Source organism: Terrabacter sp. BE26 (genome assembly GCF_041941675.1).
GTDB lineage: Bacteria > Actinomycetota > Actinomycetes > Actinomycetales > Dermatophilaceae > Terrabacter.
Map to the genome: position 1 here is coordinate 2,078,604 of NZ_CP090122.1, position 14,949 is coordinate 2,093,552.

General features: G+C 67.7%; 16 protein-coding genes. 8 read left to right on the forward strand and 8 right to left on the reverse strand.

All coding sequences use genetic code 11. The features are described from left to right. Positions 1-15 precede the first annotated feature (15 nt). Positions 16-822 carry a hypothetical protein gene (locus LQK93_RS09645; protein WP_374971324.1) on the forward strand — a complete coding sequence of 269 codons (807 nt, stop codon included), beginning with the start codon at positions 16-18 and terminating at the stop codon, positions 820-822. A 102-nt stretch (positions 823-924) separates the two neighbouring features. Here LQK93_RS09645 and LQK93_RS09650 read toward each other — a convergent pair whose 3' ends face one another. The 3 genes from LQK93_RS09650 to LQK93_RS09660 all read right to left on the reverse strand — a co-directional run bounded on the left by LQK93_RS09650 (position 925) and on the right by LQK93_RS09660 (position 3,117). Next, positions 925-2,127, reverse strand: coding sequence for a cytochrome P450 (locus LQK93_RS09650; RefSeq protein WP_374971325.1), 1,203 nt, complete (start codon positions 2,125-2,127; stop codon positions 925-927). Between the two features lie 291 nt (positions 2,128-2,418). Then, positions 2,419-2,652 carry a hypothetical protein gene (locus LQK93_RS09655; protein WP_374971326.1) on the reverse strand — a complete coding sequence of 78 codons (234 nt, stop codon included), beginning with the start codon at positions 2,650-2,652 and terminating at the stop codon, positions 2,419-2,421. Positions 2,653-2,817: 165 nt separating this feature from the next. Further along, the gene (locus tag LQK93_RS09660; RefSeq protein WP_374971327.1) at positions 2,818-3,117 is read right to left on the reverse strand and encodes a WhiB family transcriptional regulator; all 300 of its coding nucleotides are present in this window, start codon (positions 3,115-3,117) and stop codon (positions 2,818-2,820) included. Between the two features lie 452 nt (positions 3,118-3,569). On the opposite strand from LQK93_RS09660, the gene LQK93_RS09665 reads away from it, so the two are divergent. Then, positions 3,570-4,130: an NYN domain-containing protein gene (locus tag LQK93_RS09665; RefSeq protein ID WP_374971328.1), complete on the forward strand. Its 561-nt coding sequence runs from the start codon at positions 3,570-3,572 to the stop codon at positions 4,128-4,130. Between the two features lie 169 nt (positions 4,131-4,299). Here LQK93_RS09665 and LQK93_RS09670 read toward each other — a convergent pair whose 3' ends face one another. The 4 genes from LQK93_RS09670 to LQK93_RS09685 form a co-directional block, all read right to left on the reverse strand. Then, positions 4,300-4,551, reverse strand: coding sequence for a PH domain-containing protein (locus LQK93_RS09670; protein WP_374971329.1), 252 nt, complete (start codon positions 4,549-4,551; stop codon positions 4,300-4,302). A 188-nt stretch (positions 4,552-4,739) separates the two neighbouring features. Next, positions 4,740-5,486, reverse strand: coding sequence for a DUF2182 domain-containing protein (locus LQK93_RS09675; RefSeq protein WP_374971330.1), 747 nt, complete (start codon positions 5,484-5,486; stop codon positions 4,740-4,742). Positions 5,487-5,524: 38 nt separating this feature from the next. Then, positions 5,525-6,166 carry a DUF1326 domain-containing protein gene (locus LQK93_RS09680; RefSeq protein WP_374971331.1) on the reverse strand — a complete coding sequence of 214 codons (642 nt, stop codon included), beginning with the start codon at positions 6,164-6,166 and terminating at the stop codon, positions 5,525-5,527. 226 nt (positions 6,167-6,392) lie between these two features. After that, positions 6,393-6,968: an ATP-binding protein gene (locus LQK93_RS09685; RefSeq protein WP_374971479.1), complete on the reverse strand. Its 576-nt coding sequence runs from the start codon at positions 6,966-6,968 to the stop codon at positions 6,393-6,395. 36 nt (positions 6,969-7,004) lie between these two features. Between LQK93_RS09685 and LQK93_RS09690 the strand changes: the two genes are divergently transcribed. The 3 genes from LQK93_RS09690 (at position 7,005) to LQK93_RS09700 (ending at position 10,399) form a co-directional block, all read left to right on the forward strand. After that, a complete protein-coding gene (locus tag LQK93_RS09690) occupies positions 7,005-7,997 on the forward strand; it encodes a hypothetical protein (RefSeq protein WP_374971332.1) in 993 nt (330 codons plus the stop codon). Between the two features lie 104 nt (positions 7,998-8,101). Further along, positions 8,102-8,854, forward strand: a complete 753-nt coding sequence (locus LQK93_RS09695) for a polysaccharide deacetylase family protein (RefSeq protein ID WP_374971333.1) — start codon at positions 8,102-8,104, stop codon at positions 8,852-8,854. A gap of 675 nt (positions 8,855-9,529) precedes the next feature. Beyond that, positions 9,530-10,399 (forward strand): hypothetical protein, encoded by an 870-nt coding sequence (locus LQK93_RS09700; protein WP_374971334.1) that lies wholly within the window; start codon positions 9,530-9,532, stop codon positions 10,397-10,399. A gap of 138 nt (positions 10,400-10,537) precedes the next feature. Here the strand turns inward: LQK93_RS09700 and LQK93_RS09705 are convergent, their stop codons facing one another. After that, entirely contained in the window at positions 10,538-11,203 is a 666-nt protein-coding gene (locus LQK93_RS09705) for a phosphatase PAP2 family protein (RefSeq protein ID WP_374971335.1), read from the reverse strand. Between the two features lie 262 nt (positions 11,204-11,465). On the opposite strand from LQK93_RS09705, the gene LQK93_RS09710 reads away from it, so the two are divergent. From LQK93_RS09710 to LQK93_RS09720, 3 genes are all read left to right on the forward strand, one after another. Then, positions 11,466-12,335, forward strand: coding sequence for a nuclease-related domain-containing protein (locus LQK93_RS09710; protein ID WP_374971336.1), 870 nt, complete (start codon positions 11,466-11,468; stop codon positions 12,333-12,335). Between the two features lie 141 nt (positions 12,336-12,476). Next, positions 12,477-13,208 carry a DinB family protein gene (locus LQK93_RS09715; RefSeq protein WP_374971337.1) on the forward strand — a complete coding sequence of 244 codons (732 nt, stop codon included), beginning with the start codon at positions 12,477-12,479 and terminating at the stop codon, positions 13,206-13,208. Positions 13,209-13,403: 195 nt separating this feature from the next. Continuing rightward, complete coding sequence (locus tag LQK93_RS09720; protein ID WP_374971480.1) at positions 13,404-14,936, forward strand: alkaline phosphatase D family protein; 1,533 nt, start codon at positions 13,404-13,406, stop codon at positions 14,934-14,936. Positions 14,937-14,949 lie beyond the last annotated feature (13 nt).

The window sequence follows — 14,949 nt, forward strand, 5'->3', positions numbered from 1 at the left end:
GCGCATGATGGGCCCATGGCCGACGAGCCGAGCATCGAGCCCGAGCCGGACCGGGAGCCGGAGCCGGAGCCGGACCCGGGGGCGCGGCGCGGGCCGGAGCCGGGGGCGCGGCGCGGGCCGGAGCCGGGGGCGGGGGCGCGGCGCGGCGCTGGTTCGGGACAGACGGGTCCCGTTGCTGGGCCCGAAAGCTACCGGTGGCCTCTGGCCGCCCTCGTCGCGGTCATCCTTCCGCAGGTCCTGGTGCCGGCGAAGATGCGCGAAGGACCGCCGGTCGCGGTGCCGGTGATCGAAGGGGTGGTGGTGCTCATACTCCTTGCCGTGGCGGCGAAGCCGGGACCCGTCCCGCGGGCTGCTCGTCCCCTGGTCCTGGCCCTGGTCGCCATCTTGATCGCGGCGAACACCGGCGCCGCAGCCCATCTCGTGGCACTCGTGCTGCGAAGCACCCCGCCAGGCGAGACGCCACCCACCGTGACCCAGCTGCTCGTCACCGCGGTCACCTTGCTCGCCACCAACGTCGTCACCTTCGGGCTGCTCTACTGGCAGATCGACGGCGGCGGCCCGGATGCCCGCCGGGAGGGACCTCGCCGCTACCCCGACTTCCAGTTCCCCCAGACCGGCACCGAGGGACTCGCAGCGGCCGACTGGCAGCCACGCTTCCCGGACCACCTCTACGTCGCGTTCACCAACGTGGTGGCCTTCAGCCCGACCGACACACTTCCCCTGACCCATCGCGTCAAGGGGTTGATGGCCGTGCAGTCGATGATCTCCCTGGGAGTCCTCGCCGTCGTGCTCTCCCGCGTCATCAACATCCTCCCGTCGTGAGCGGGGCCGCGCGCGGGGCCTGGTGTGGCCGGCTTTCCTTGTCTGTGAAGCATTCTCGGCCGTCGACCGCGCCAAGCGTCCTGACTGAACCGACTCAGAGCATCAGGGGCTGAGCGTCACAGGAAGGTGCTCGTAGCCGCGCAGGATGCGGGTGCTCCGGCGTACGGCGCCGTCCTCGACCCGTGCGTCGGGATACCGCTCGAACAGTGTCCGCAGCCCCATCTCGCCCTCCATCCGGGCCAGGGACGCTCCCAGGCAGAAGTGCCGACCAGCGGAGAACGAGAGGTGCTCGCGGGCGTTCGGCCGGGTGACGTCGAACGTGTCCGGCTCCGGGAAGACCTGGGGATCTCGGTTCGCGCCGGCCAGCAGTGCCACCATCACCGATCCGCGCCGCATCGGGACGCCCGCGACCTCGGTGTCGGCCATGGCCATGCGTCCGGTGATGAGCACCGGCGGGTCGAGCCGCAAGACCTCTTCCACGGCGTTGGGCCATAGGTCGTCCCGCTCGGCGAGCAGCCTGCGCTGCTCGGGGCTGCTCGCGAGCAGCGCGATGCCGTTGCCGAGCAGGTTGACGGTGGTCTCGAAGCCGGCCGCGAGTACCAGCCCCGCGGTGGACCTCAGCTCGACGTCGGTGAGGCCGACGCCGTCCTCTTGAGCGGCGACGAGCTGACTGAGCAGGTCCTCGCCCGGTCGCCGTCGCAGGCTCTCGAGGTGCTGCCCCAGCCACTGGTCGAACTCGCGCAGCGCGGACTCGACGTGGCGGAACGTGTTCCAGGAGAGCCCGAGGTCGAGGCTGGGCGCCGCCGCTGCACCCAGCTCGAGCACCTTCTCGCGGTCGCGTTCTGGGATGCCGAGGATCTCCGCGATCACGGTGACCGGCAGGAGGCTGCAGTACGTCTCGACGAGGTCGACAGCATGTCTCGGGTCGATCTGGTCGAGGAGCTCGGTGGCGATCTGCTGAGTGCGGCCGCGCAGCCTCTCGACCGCCCGGGCGGTGAAGACCCGCGACACGAGCTTGCGGTAGCGGGTGTGGTCAGGCGGCTCGGTCACCAGCAAGGAGGGCGGGGTGAGGGGTCCTAGCGGCGCGTCCTGCATGGCCCACACCTGCAGCCGAGCAAGGGTGTTTCCCCCGTCCACTGGAAGGCGGCGAGCGCCGGCATCAGGGTTGGACAACACCGCGCGCGCCGCAGCATGGTCCGCGGTCACCGAGGCGAACCTGCCCCGGTAGAACGGGGTGTGCGCGCGCAGCTCGTCCAGGACCGGCTCCAGCGCTGCTCGCTCGCCGGACTGCGTGGCCACGAACATGCGGCCATGCAGGTCGCCCTGCTGGGCCGATCGCCGCAGGGCGGTGCGAGGCAGGGCGTGACCCAAGGACCAGCGCACGGCAGCGCGGGCCAGCGGGGCAGGGGTGAGCTGAGTCAGGCTGGACCTCCCGGGACGTGGCGGTCCACCCATCTTGCCTCGCTTCTGGAGCCCGGACCTGTCGCCGGCGAAAAGCGAGCGTGCGGCCCGCCTTTCGGCGGTCAGACGCAACCAGTCAATGGACGGCTGTCACCGCTCCTCGAGGCTCGAGAACGTTCGCCCGGTCGCGCGTGATCAGCGACGTGAAGCCACCATGTCCTCCGGACCACGGAAGGATCCATGGGCACAGCCTGGCAGCCCCAGCGCGGAGTCCACTTCGTCACTTGACAGGTAGCCGGCGTGCTCTGCCACTCGGCTGATCACGTCATCGAGGAGTTCGATCTCCTCGAGCAGCTGATGGTCGACGAGGTCGTGCCGCGGCGGTGCGGGATCATCCGTGCCCTGAACGTGAGGGGTGCCTTCTGGCATGGGGTCGTCTCCTCTTCAGCCACTCCGTGTGGCCGTCCTGTCGCGCACAGGAGCGCCCCGTCCCACTTGGTGCCGAGGAACCGCTCCCTGCGACGGAGCCGCAATCTCCGACGACCGGATGGTCACGAACGATCGACTGGTCAGCTCGCATCGCCGATTGAGCGCCTAGCTGGCCTGTGACGCCATTCCTGCCTGAAGGGCAGACTTCCATGAGGTGATGTCGGGCCGCTTCCGGAGCAGCGCTCGGCGCTCCCGCTCGGTCATGCCTCCCCAGACCCCGAACTCGGTCCTGCTGTCCAGGGCCTCGGCCAGGCACTGCGCTAGCACCGGGCACGTCTTGCAGATCGCCTTGGCCTGATGCTGGGCCTTGCCCCGGACGAACAGCGCCTCAGGGTCTTGGCCGACACAGTTGGCCTCCTTGGCCCACTCGTCCACCCACAGATCCAGCGTTGCGACAGCACTCATGACAACCACCCCTCCCCGGCCCGGCGCCTCCCATGACTACCGAGCCGACCCGAGCCGTCCCACCGGCCCCGATCATGCGGACCCCCACAGGCCCAAGAAGAGACACTACGAACGCAGACTCCGTCCTGATATAGCCCATTTGGACCGTTTTGCGGAGCAAGTGACTAGTCACCTGGGCCGAGTTCTGGTAATCACCCCAGTCGGCTGCCGAGCGCTCTGCAGCTTCGAGCCGACGTGGAACGGACGCGGAGCCGGGACTGTGGCGTCCGTCGTCCTCGCCCGCCTTGCGGCGGATAGACGCGTGCAGCGGCATCCACCCGTGCGTCTTCGGCCAGCGCGCCTGATCTGTTGCCGATCGGCCCAGGCGATACCTGGCCCGCATCTCGCACGGACCGTCGGCTCATCGATCGCGTGCCAGAGGGGGGACCGGAGGTCAACGTAGGCTCCCCCTCATGGCTGAGTCTCCTCGAATCACGTACGTCCTCATCGACGGGGAGAACATTGACGCCACTCTCGGTACCTCGATCCTGGGACGGCGACCTCGGCCCGACGAGCGTCCGAGGTGGGAACGGCTGTTGCAGTTCGCGACGGAGCTGTGGGGGCAGCCGGCAGCCGGGCTCTTCTTCCTCGCCGCAAACAACGAGCTTCCGATGCCGTTCGTCCAGGCGTTGATGGCTATCGGCTACCGACCCGTCCCGCTTTCAGGAGCTGCGGGCGAGAAGGTGGTCGATATCGCCATCCAGCGGACCCTGACCGAGATTCGTCGACGCCGTGCCGACGTGCTCTTGGTCAGCAACGACGGCGACTTCGTCGGCCAAGTGGGTGACCTGCTGGACGGTCGGCGAGTGGGCGTTGTCGGGTTTCAGGAGTTCCGCAGCAGCGCGTTCTTGGAGTTGACGGCCCAGGGTCTAGCCACCTTCGACCTCGAGTACGACGTGCAAGCTTTCAGAGAGTCACTGCCGCGGATACGAGTCATTGCCATCGAGGATTTCGACCCGGCCGACTTCCTCTGACGGGATAGCGCCCAGCACCCACGACCAGGATCGAACCTTTCCGCCCGCGCGTGAACTCAGCCACGACCTACACACCGATGCATGGAGCCATCCCGTCAACTGCGGGCCACGCCGACACGCGGCAGTGTGACGCGGTCCACGCGACAGTTGGCGAGTCACTACCGCGACATCACAAGACGTGATGAGCGATGAGTTTGTTCAGGTATGCCACATCGGTCCTGCCGCTGAACTCGAACTTGACCTTGCCCAGTCCTGAGAACCAGAGCTCGAGCTCGGCGTCGAGGTCGAAGGTGCCCGCGGTCTCGACCGAGAATGCTTGGATCTTGACGAGGGGGAGGAAAGTGAAGTCCTTCTTCTTGCCGGTGATGCCCTGAACGTTGACTGCGATGCGCTTGCTTGTTAACACGACGTGATCGCGCATGCCTTTGAGGCAGCGAACGCTTGCTCTCCCTCGATCAGTAGGGGTCGATCTGACCAGCGACCTGGCTGTAGTCGACCTGATTGAGCTTGATGTAACTCGCGTTCTGGAAGTCGATCATGGGGAACCCTGACTGGGTGAACTCACAGACTGCAAGTTGCGGCGCGTGGTCACGTGACCCCCGCACTGTGTCATTCCGAGAAGGGCGCCAGCAGCAGGCTGGGCAGCCATGAGGGCTGCAGCAGGACTGCAAGCGCGAGCAGGACCAGGCCGAGGCCAGCGGCACGGCCCACCTCGCGGCCTCGGCGGCCGACCTTCTCGTAGATCATCAACGCGGTCAGCGCACCCATCCAGGCGAGGTGGGCGACGCCGGCGGCGAACATCAGCAGCATCAGGGCCCAGCAGCACCCCAAGCAGAAACCACCGTGCCTGACCCCGAGTTCAAAAGCGTGGCGCGGCCCCCTCCGGTAGTAGCGCGTCATGAACATCGCGGGATGGCGGCACTTGTCCAGGCAGCGGTCCTTGAGTCCCGTGAACTGGAACAACCCGGCGGTGAGGAGGACGGTGCCCGACACGAGCCAGGGTCGCTCCGCCATCCATGGGGTGGCATCGACGGTGCGATGCACCGCGACATCGGCGAGGAACGCCATGGCGCCGAACGCCGTCCAGACCAGCAGGTACCCGGCGAGCAGGCCCGCCAGCGCAGTTCCCGGCCGCTCTTGGCCCCGAGCCGCAACCCCGAACATGCGGATGAGGGGCAGACTCGACGGGAGCATCATGGCCGCCACCATCACCTGCCAGGCCAGCAGGAAGGCCAGCGACCCGACCCACAACGGCGGGCCGTGCTCGATCAGCGCGTCGTGGTGCAGCCGTGCGCCGAACCCGGTGGCCTCAGCGGCGACTGCCGTCGCCCAGGCGGCGATGATCGTGGCCGGCACGATGCGTGGCAGCCGAGCCCCCGTCGCTACCCGCGTGGTCACGACGAGTGGGTGATGTGGTAATCCGCCTGGATCGCGTTGCCCTGCTCGTTGCGCCAGACCATGTCGAACTGGGGCAGATTGACCTCCGCGTGGCTGGCCTTCGAAACGTAGGCGGGTGAGCCCGGGACGGTGGAGAAGAGGGAGTCGCGCAGGGTGGTGATCTTGGTGCCGCTCGGGTCGCGGAACGGCTGCATGTCGGCGCTGCCGAAGTCGCCCAGTCTCAGCGTCCCGGCCCCGTCCCGGACCTCGTGGGTGATCGGGATCCGGTCGGTGGTGACCACTTCGCCGACCAGACCCGCCAAGTCCGCCAGCGGACCGCCGAGCTTGCCGGAGTACGCGTCGACGATGGCCCGGAACTGCTCGTCGCTTGCCCCGTCGTCGACGTACATCGCGACCTTCCAGCTTCCGGGCTCGAGCACGTTGTTGGGGATGTACACGGCAAGGGCGAGGGACCGTCCGCTGACGTCGATCCCGCGGATCGTCCCCTTGTCGAAGTGGTAGGCGTTCATCGCGGAGCAGGATCCGTTGTCGGGATCCTCACCCACCCAGCACGGGCAGAGCACACCACAGGTGCAGACCTCGAGCAGGGTTCCTTCCAGGTCGTAGACGACCCCCTCCAGCGTCGTTGTCTCAGACATCACTCCTCCTGGCATATATGCGTCGATCCGGACCGATCGGATCCGCCAGGGGACCAGAATGCGCGGGGTCGGCCCGCGCCAACGGCATCGCGAGCTGGGTAGCGGCGGCCGCGGCAACGGCGGTCCTTGGATGCATGGAGGTTTGCCCGGGCGGGATCGCGGTGACCCTTCCAACGGCGTTCCAGAGGCGCCTCAGTGACGTCAGAGTCACCAACAATCGATTCTTTCACCAGGAGCCCGAGTGCGGAAGTAGCACCTTCGGGAGCCAACGCCCGTGCACGTGCCGCGAACACCCGAGCCTGGCCTGACACGATGCCCGGCGCGGCCAGGGCCAGGGTCTGGTCAGGGACATCCGAAGGTTTGCGCCCGGGCTTCCACTGATATCCAGCTGGATCCGGGCCAAGCGTCGGAGCTCGTCCTGCAGTCGCCCGTCGGGGTGGGCGCGTGTGAGCCGGCCGACCCATTCGGATGCGGTCGCGAGCAGGAGCCGGTGGCCGGCCTGGCGGGCGCGGATCGCGATGCCGCCGGTGGCGAGGTGGGTCTTGCCGGTGCCGGGCGGGCCGCGGAGGGATGTTCTCTCGTGCGGTGACGAAGTCGAGGGCGCCCAGGTCGCGGCGCAGTCCCCGGGCGTGGTCGAAGTCGAACTCCTCCAAAAGGTCGTGGATCCGCCCGGGGTAGCCGTCCGGGAGCGACACCGCAGCGAGTTGGGCCTTGGAGACTGTTGCGAGCTGGAACGGCCGGAGAATGGTCCTAAGCCCCCACGTGCGACACCCTGCCTAAAATCCGCTGCGGGTAGCCGCAGCGATCACACCATTCTCGGGGCAAACAGGGGACGTCGATGAGTCGAGCCATTCCACCGGTGCCAGGTTCGGCGCGCACTCTCACGATTGACAGGGCACGAAGCTTTCAACTGGCGTGGGGTCTGCTTCTCGACACCGTCGCTTCCAAGGCGTCGATGAAGTGGATTGTTCTGTGGATGCTGCCCGGGCTCGTCGTCTCGTGGCTCACCGGTCGATGGCTCATCGGCATCCTGCTGTCACTGGCGGTTGTATCCGGCGGTGTCGCCTGGTGGTGGTTCTTGATCCGCCGGTCGCTGCGCAAAGGCCTCGGGCCCGGCCAGACGGTCTCCACGGCGTATACGGACTGGGGCGAGTGGACAGTCACAGATGTCACGGGAACGGTCTCCCTGGCCCGAGGCTCGGCCGCGATGGTGAGTCGCACCCGGGACCGGGTGATGATCTGGTCGCGGACAGCATCCTTCGTATTGCCCACTGAATTAGTGACCGACGAGGACATCGCGTTCCTGGAGGGGCACGGCGACGCACCCACCTTCCTCGGCGCCCCTGGGCCGGTGCTGCCACTGAGCCTCGAGGTGACACCGCAGGTTCAGGGGAGAGTCACGGCGGCAGCTGCTCGGGTCCGCACCACATCGGCTGACACGCTGTTTCCATTTGTCCCACCGGCGCTGCTGCTGCCCATCGGTGTGGTGGCCGAGTCGCTGTTCTACCTGGCCCTCGCGGGCGTCTTTCTCCTCATCGGCGTCGCCAACTACCTGCAGACACGTCGGGCTGCCCGCATCGCCTGCCGCGCGCAGTACCCGGTCGGGATGACGATTCGCGCACAGGTGACTCAGGAGCACCTCGTGCTGCAGGCCCGGCAAGGAACGATTCACGTACGTTGGAGCGAGTACATCGCTCGGCGACTGACCAGGGACGCGGTGCTGCTGCGGCGGGATCGCCGCCGGGCGCAGACAACCCTCGTGCTTCCGCGAGACCTCTTCACAGATGACGCCCTCGCCGAGATCGCACGATCAGTGCCACGCGAGTACTAGGCCGGCGAGTTACGAGCGTCCGCCTCAGGGCGAGTGGACCTCAAGCGCGGCGGATAGACGCGTCAGGCGTCTCGTCCCTCCACGCAGGAAGTTCGTCCGCAACCGTGACCGCTCTCCTGTCTGTCTTCGGGACCGGGCCCGGGACGGCGGCGGAGGCAGCGACTACCTGTAACACGGCGCTGGCCGGTACAAGTGCGCGCACCGCGCCGGGGACCGGGAAGACGGTCGCGCTCACCTTCGACGACTCACGGGCGGAGTACATGCCGGCAGTCTTGGCGGTCCTGCGCAAGTACAACGTGCGCGCCACCTTCTTCAACGTCGGCAAGTACGACGCCCGGATGCCCGCGGTGCTCAAGTCGGCTGCTGCGCAGGGTCACCTGATCGAGCCTCACACGTGGGACCACGCCTATCCGACTGCGGCCAACGGCTATTGGGCCGTGCCGTACCTGAGCAACCAGATCAAGACGACTGCTGCTCAGCAGCGCGCGGTCACCGGCAAGCCGTCATGCTTCTTCAGGCCTCCGGGGGGCCACATGAACAACGTGAACGCGGCGACGAAGCTCAACAACATGCGCACCGTGCTGTGGAGCGTCGACACCCAGGACTGGTCGCAACCGCCCTACCTGTCGGCGACCGCTCAGGCGGCGATCCTCAAGAAGGGCACCGACCTGCGCTACGCGAACCCCTCGCACCCGATTGTGCTCATGCATGCCGGAAAGGCATCCAGCGAGCCGGAAAGCAAAGTCTCGTCCTTCCGCGGCAACACCGTCGCCGCGCTGCCGAAGATCATCGCCTGGTACCAGGCCCGCGGCTACCGATTCGTCGCGATGGACGGCACTTCCGGCCTAGTCCGCTGAAGGGGCAACCCACTCCCGGGCCGACCCCGTCGCACAGGCGGGCCGTGTTCCACTAGGCGCGGTCTCCCATAGGCGACCGCCGCATCGACGGCATGTGCGCGGGTATCGTCGGGCGATGAGCCCAGGCGGCGGAAAGTCCGTGCCCGCGGCTAACCACGAGTGACACGATGAGGCATGGGAAACGTCGCTGGCGACCGACATTTGCCGACCTGGTCAGGGAACCGACGTGGTCTGAGACCGATGCCTCCAGCACGGGTCAGCACGCACCTCGGCCCGGCGGCTTCAACGCAGCTGGCGAGTTCTTCGACCTGGACGGCAAGAGCCTTCACCTCGTGTCGGAGGACGTGACAGAGGAGGAAGCCCAGGCCCTCCTTGAAGCAGAGGCTGGCGTCGTCATCGAGACGTGTGGGTGTGGCGGGTCCTACGGCGGCTGCACACCGCAATGGGTCCCCGATGAGCTGCTCCAGGGCCTGAAACAAAGCCCCGGCCCGCGATTCACGGGACGCCACGGCGCCCCGTCGTGGCTCGAGGTGTGGGCGAGCGACGAGCGCAAGGTCGTGTTCGCGCACGGCGACGTGGCTTGGGACGACGCACTGACCCGATCGAGCGTGCATGGGTCACGTCGTCCCCCGTGCTGATTGCGCACCGCGTGACTCGCCGGGTTTGATGGTCCGTATGCGCGTGGGCGTCATCCGCGGCCCGGGCCGGGCTGCCTTGGCGTGGCTCACGGCTCTCTCGATCGGCGGCCTCGCCGCCTGTGGCGCCGGCAGCGCGGCGAGCACCCCAGCCCGCACGAGTCGGCCGACGACCGGTCCGCTGGAGACACGTGTGCGCGTGTTGCAGATGAACCTGTGCAACAGCGGGCGCGCTGCCTGCTACGCCGGCGGTCGCGCCGTCAGCATGGCGGTGACACTGGCGCACGAGGATCGGCCGGACATGATCACCCTCAACGAGGTGTGCCGCGATGACGTTCGCGTCCTGAAGCAGGCGATGTCGATGGCGTGGCGTGGTGCCACGATCGCCGAGGCGTTCGCGTCCGCCAAGGATCGCCCCAGCCAGGCCCCGGTGCTGTGCCGGAACGGTCAGGAGTTCGGTGACGCCGTCCTCGTGATGGCTCCCTCGTCGAGCGCTGACGTCCGTACTGGCGTTTATCCGGTGCAAGACTCCAGCGACCCGGAGGAACGCGTCTGGGCGTGCATCGATCTGGCCAGACGGTTCTCTGCCTGCACCACGCATACGGCCAGCACGAACGCGACCGTCGCCCTCGAGCAGTGCCGATACCTGCTCACATCGGTGGTGCCGGGAATCCGCCGCCGCTCCGGCGGCGCACCCGCCATCCTCGGCGGGGACCTGAACCTCCCGGCTCGCAGTTCGCCTAGCGCACTGGCCTGCCTGCCAACCGGCTACCAGCACACCGACGACGACGCCGTTCAACACGTCGTGGCGAGTCCGGGCGCCGAGCTGCGATCGCGCTCCGTCATCGACATGCAGGGCACCACCGATCACCCCGGGCTACTGGTCGACCTTGCCTTCAATGCCCGGTGAGGACAGCTGAATCCGCGCGCTCCGCCCGGATTCACGTCAGATGGGAACGGCGCCTGGCGGCGAAGTGACGCACGTTCTGTGTGCGGGCGCCAAGGGTAAGCTTGCGCGTCCGTGAACCTGCTCGCAGGGCGAGCGCCGTCAGGCGGCCACCGCGATGGGCCATCTCGAGGCCACGAACCAGCATGCGCATCCGGAGAGCAGCCCGATCGCGGCGCCCCCGATCACGTCGATGGGCCAGTGCGCGCCGATGTAGAGCCGGTTGAGCGCCACCAAGCTGGCGAGGATCACGCCGACAACCCGTTGCGGCCATGTCAGCCAGGGCCACAGCGCCGTGACGAGGCCGACGGCGACACTCGTGTGGGCGGAGGGGTAGGCGTCGCCGTAGGGGTCCTTGGGGTAACCGTGCACGTCCAGCCCGACGATCGACGCGGTCGGTCGGGGTTGGTGGGCCAAGCGCTTGAGCGTCTGGGTGATCACCTCGGCGACCGCGACGCTGATGACGATCGCCCGCAACGCCTCCCATCGGGCGCCTCTTGCGGTGGCCATGATCCACCCGGCGAGGATGAGCCCGACCACGGCCAGGGGCACGGGCCGGAACAGGGGGTTGGCGACGGCCAGCACGGTCCCGAGGGGCGGGGGCGGGTCGTTGATCCACGTGACGAAACTGGTCTGCGCGTCGGCTGCTCCCGACTGCAGCGCCAACCACCACGTCGCAGCGATCACCAGCGCAGCCAACGTAGCCAGCACGCCGGACCTGGCCGGCGAGGGCACGGGCGTCACCGCGTGGGCGCCGCTCACCTCCATCGTGGCCTCCTCACGGGGTCTCCCCGATGCCGGAAAACCTACAGAAGTCCCCTCGTCGGCCGCAGCACGAGTTGTCATCCGTTCCGACCAGGGCGGGCGTGGCCGTCTGTGTGGCCGGTGACGACGGCGCGCGCTGCCGGCATGGACCGGTCTGGCTATGCGTCCGCGCAGCCATGCCCGACGTCCCGCAGGCGGCCTTGCTGCGCAGCTTCCTGTGCCGTTTCGTCACCTTCGTGGGGAGCGTTCACCGTACGGTGACCCCGTGGACGGGGGAATCGACGAAAAGCGCATGCGGCTGCGCTACGCCGGCGCCTGCCGGGTCTGTGGCGCGCAACTCCCCCAGGGCGCCGTGGCGGTCTACGAACGGACGACCAAGACAGTTCGCTGCATCAGCTGCGACGCGAGCACTCCGGTCGAGCCCGCCGCCGTCGGAGTCCGCGAGCCTGCTGCTGTGGGAGTGCTCGAGCCCGCTGTCGTGGACGTCGTTGAGTCCGGGACCGCCGGAGCGTCAGCGCTGCGCGAGTTCGAGCGACGCAAGGCGAAGCGTGAAGAACGCATCCGTGCCAAGCACCCGAAGCTGGGCGGCCTCATCCTTGCCCTCTCAGACGAGCGACAGTCAACGACCGCCTGGGACATCGGCGCGGCTGGAGAAGAACGACTGGGCAAAGGCCTCGACCGCCTGGCATCAGACACCGTCCGGCTGTTGCATGACCGGCGGATCCCGACGAGCAGGGCGAACATCGACCACCTCGCCGTGACCGCCAGCGGCGTCTACGTCATCGATGCCAAGAAGTACCAGGGCCGGCCTCGCCTCAAGGTCGAAGGTGGCCTCTTCCGGCCTCGCGAAGAACGACTGCTCATCGGTTCACGCGACTGCACCAGACTCGTCGACGGAGTGCTCAAACAGGTCGACATCGTACGTAGACTGCTCGACACCGAGGTCCCGGTCCACGGCGTGCTCTGCTTTGTCGAAGCAGACTGGCCTCTCATCGGCGGGACCTTCACCACCCGTGGCGTGCAAGCACTGTGGCCCAGAAAGCTCTACCCCCAGTTGGAGGCCGAAGGGTCCTTCGCCGCCGACATCATCGCCGAGATGCACCGCAAGCTCGCCCACGCACTACCTGCTGCTTGAAAGGATCGCGGCCGCACGACAAGCGGCGAAGTGGGGCGGCTTTGCGACGTGACGGGGGTACTTGGGGCGCCGCTGGGCCACCGGGGTGAAGAGCTCCTCACGTGAGGTCGCGCTCAGCCGGACAGCGGGCATGATGAGGCGATGACGACCTATTCCGGTACGAAGGAGTTCGAAGGCGCGTCCTTCATCAAGACGAGTTTCAAGGGCGCCATCGTGCGATTCTCCGATGTCAGCGGAGTCACGATGCGCAGTGTCGATGTGGATGGGATGGACATCGACAGTCATGATCTGTTCTTCGGCAGTCTCTTCGTCAACGGGGTGGACGTGGTGCCGCTCGTGGACGCCGAGCTCAACCGGCAGTTCCCGGGCCGCGAGCTGCAGAAGGCGCAGACGCCCGAAGGCCTGCGCGAGGCTTGGGTCGCTGTGCAGTCCGCGTGGCAGGAGACGGTGGCTGGGACGCCCCCGCACCTGGTGGAGGCACACGTGGACGACGAGTGGTCCTTGGCCCAGACCTTGCGGCACCTGATCCTGGCCACGGACGCTTGGCTGCGGGGCGGGATCCTACGAATCCAGCAGCCGTTCCACGAGATTGGCCAAATCTTCACCGGCGCCGAGGAGATGGGTTTCGACATGTCGGTCTTCCGCATCGACCCGCCGCCCTTCGAGGAGATTCTCGCGGTACGGGCCGAGCGGCAGCGGCTGGTGACCGAGTTCCTGGCAACGGCTACGGAGGAGCTGCTCGGCGAGGAACGTGAGAACCCGTGGGGCGGGGGTGACTGGCATCCCACTGTCGGTGACTGCATTCGAGTGATCCTCGAGGAGGAGTGGGCACACCTGCGCTACATCCGACGGGACCTTGCCCGTCTGGGTTGATCCCGCAGGGAGCGATCCACGCTCACGGCGGGAGGATTGCGGCACGGGATCGGCCGAGCAGCGGACATGGTCCAAGCGCCACAGGCTCGTGCTGCGCCGTTCAAGGTTTCGTCACCGGTCGTTGGTTCCCGGCGAGCACCATCGGGAGACATGACGGACCTCTCTCGCCGATCCTTGCTCCGTGGCTCCGCCGGCATGGGCTTGGCCGCCCTCAGCGCCAGCACCGTTGCACGGCCAACCGCTGCGCTGGTGCGCAGGGGCCAGCCGATGCTGACGCATGGTGTGCAGTCTGGCGACCCACAGGCTGGGGCAATCACCTTGTGGAGCCGTGCTGACCGTCCCGCCCGGCTGGTTGCCGAGGTGTCCTCCGACTCGTCGTTCCGGCGGGTGCTTCGCCGGATGAGCACACCAGTTGTCACGGCTGGGTCCGACTTCACTGGCCAGCTGCGGATGCACGGTCTGCCGTCGGGCGCCGACCTGCACTACCGCATCACCCCTGTCGACCCTCATGACCCCAAGCGCGCTGGTGAGCCGGTGCTCGGCCGCTTCCGGTCAGCGGTGGCCGACCGGCGTCCGATCCGGTTCCTGTGGTCGGGCGACATCGCTGGGCAGGGCTGGGGTGTGAACCCCGATCTCGGCGGCTTCCCGATCGCGCGGGCGATGGCGGCAGCCGACGCAGACTTCTTCCTGAGCTCGGGCGACAACGTCTACGCCGACGGCCCGGTCAAGGCAGAGGTGGTGCTTCCGGACGGTCGCGTGTGGCACAACGTCGTGACCCCCGAGAAGAGCCACGCCGCGATCACGCTCGATGACTTCCGTGGCCAGTTCAAGTACAACCTGGTCCCCGACAACCGCACCTGGCGGGAGTTCGTCGCCAACTGCGCGATCGTCGCCCAGTGGGATGACCACGAGGTGCTGAACAACTGGTACCCCGGCGAGGTCCTCGTCGGCCGGTCGGGTTACCCCGACGGTACGCCAGTCGACCCGCTCGTGGCCCGGGCCCGGCAGGCGTTCCACGAGTACATGCCGATCTCCCGCACCTCGCCGGACAGGTTGGGCCGGGTCTACCGCAAGCTCTCCTACGGGCCGCTGCTCGACGTGTTCGTCCTGGACATGCGCAGCCACAAGGACCCCAACACGACGGACCTGGAAACCGCGGACGACGGCGGCATCCTGGGCCCGGAGCAGACCGAGTGGCTGATCAGGGAGCTGAAGCGGTCACGAGCGACGTGGAAGGTGATCGCGAACGACCTGCCGCTGGGGCTCGTCGTGCCCGACTCCACCGAGGGCAAGCCCAACCAGGAGAGCATCTCCAACGCCGACCCCGGGGCGCCGGGGGGGCGCGAGATCGAGCTGGCCCGGGTGCTGACCGAGCTCAAGCGGGCCGGCGTGCGCAACCACGTCTGGCTCACCGCCGACGTGCACTACACCGCAGCTCACCGATACCACCCTGACCGTGCGGCATACCAAGAGTTCGACCCGTTCTGGGAGTTCGTGTCGGGCCCCCTGAACGCCGGAGGCTTCGGCCCGAATGCACTGGACAAGACCTTCGGCCCCGAGGCAGTCTTCGTGGCCAGCCCGCCGCGCCCCGGCGTTTCCCCGCTGGAAGGGTTCCAGTACTTCGGCCAGGTCGACATCGACCCACAGACGGAACAGCTGACCGTGACCCTCAAGGGCATCGACGGCCAGGCGTTGTTCACCCAAGTCCTGGACCCTGAAAAGCGCTGAGCTCACCCAAGGG

What these genes read in the sequence shown, in the direction of transcription:
- LQK93_RS09645 (WP_374971324.1), top strand. Translation starts at nt 16, where the DNA reads ATGGCCGACGAGCCGAGCATCGAGCCCGAGCCGGACCGGGAGCCGGAG.
- LQK93_RS09650 (WP_374971325.1), bottom strand. Translation starts at nt 2,127, where the DNA reads ATGTTCGTGGCCACGCAGTCCGGCGAGCGAGCAGCGCTGGAGCCGGTC.
- LQK93_RS09655 (WP_374971326.1), bottom strand. Translation starts at nt 2,652, where the DNA reads ATGCCAGAAGGCACCCCTCACGTTCAGGGCACGGATGATCCCGCACCG.
- LQK93_RS09660 (WP_374971327.1), bottom strand. Translation starts at nt 3,117, where the DNA reads ATGAGTGCTGTCGCAACGCTGGATCTGTGGGTGGACGAGTGGGCCAAG.
- LQK93_RS09665 (WP_374971328.1), top strand. Translation starts at nt 3,570, where the DNA reads ATGGCTGAGTCTCCTCGAATCACGTACGTCCTCATCGACGGGGAGAAC.
- LQK93_RS09670 (WP_374971329.1), bottom strand. Translation starts at nt 4,551, where the DNA reads ATGCGCGATCACGTCGTGTTAACAAGCAAGCGCATCGCAGTCAACGTT.
- LQK93_RS09680 (WP_374971331.1), bottom strand. Translation starts at nt 6,166, where the DNA reads ATGTCTGAGACAACGACGCTGGAGGGGGTCGTCTACGACCTGGAAGGA.
- LQK93_RS09690 (WP_374971332.1), top strand. Translation starts at nt 7,005, where the DNA reads ATGAGTCGAGCCATTCCACCGGTGCCAGGTTCGGCGCGCACTCTCACG.
- LQK93_RS09700 (WP_374971334.1), top strand. Translation starts at nt 9,530, where the DNA reads ATGCGCGTGGGCGTCATCCGCGGCCCGGGCCGGGCTGCCTTGGCGTGG.
- LQK93_RS09705 (WP_374971335.1), bottom strand. Translation starts at nt 11,203, where the DNA reads ATGGAGGTGAGCGGCGCCCACGCGGTGACGCCCGTGCCCTCGCCGGCC.
- LQK93_RS09715 (WP_374971337.1), top strand. Translation starts at nt 12,477, where the DNA reads ATGACGACCTATTCCGGTACGAAGGAGTTCGAAGGCGCGTCCTTCATC.
- LQK93_RS09720 (WP_374971480.1), top strand. Translation starts at nt 13,404, where the DNA reads ATGGGCTTGGCCGCCCTCAGCGCCAGCACCGTTGCACGGCCAACCGCT.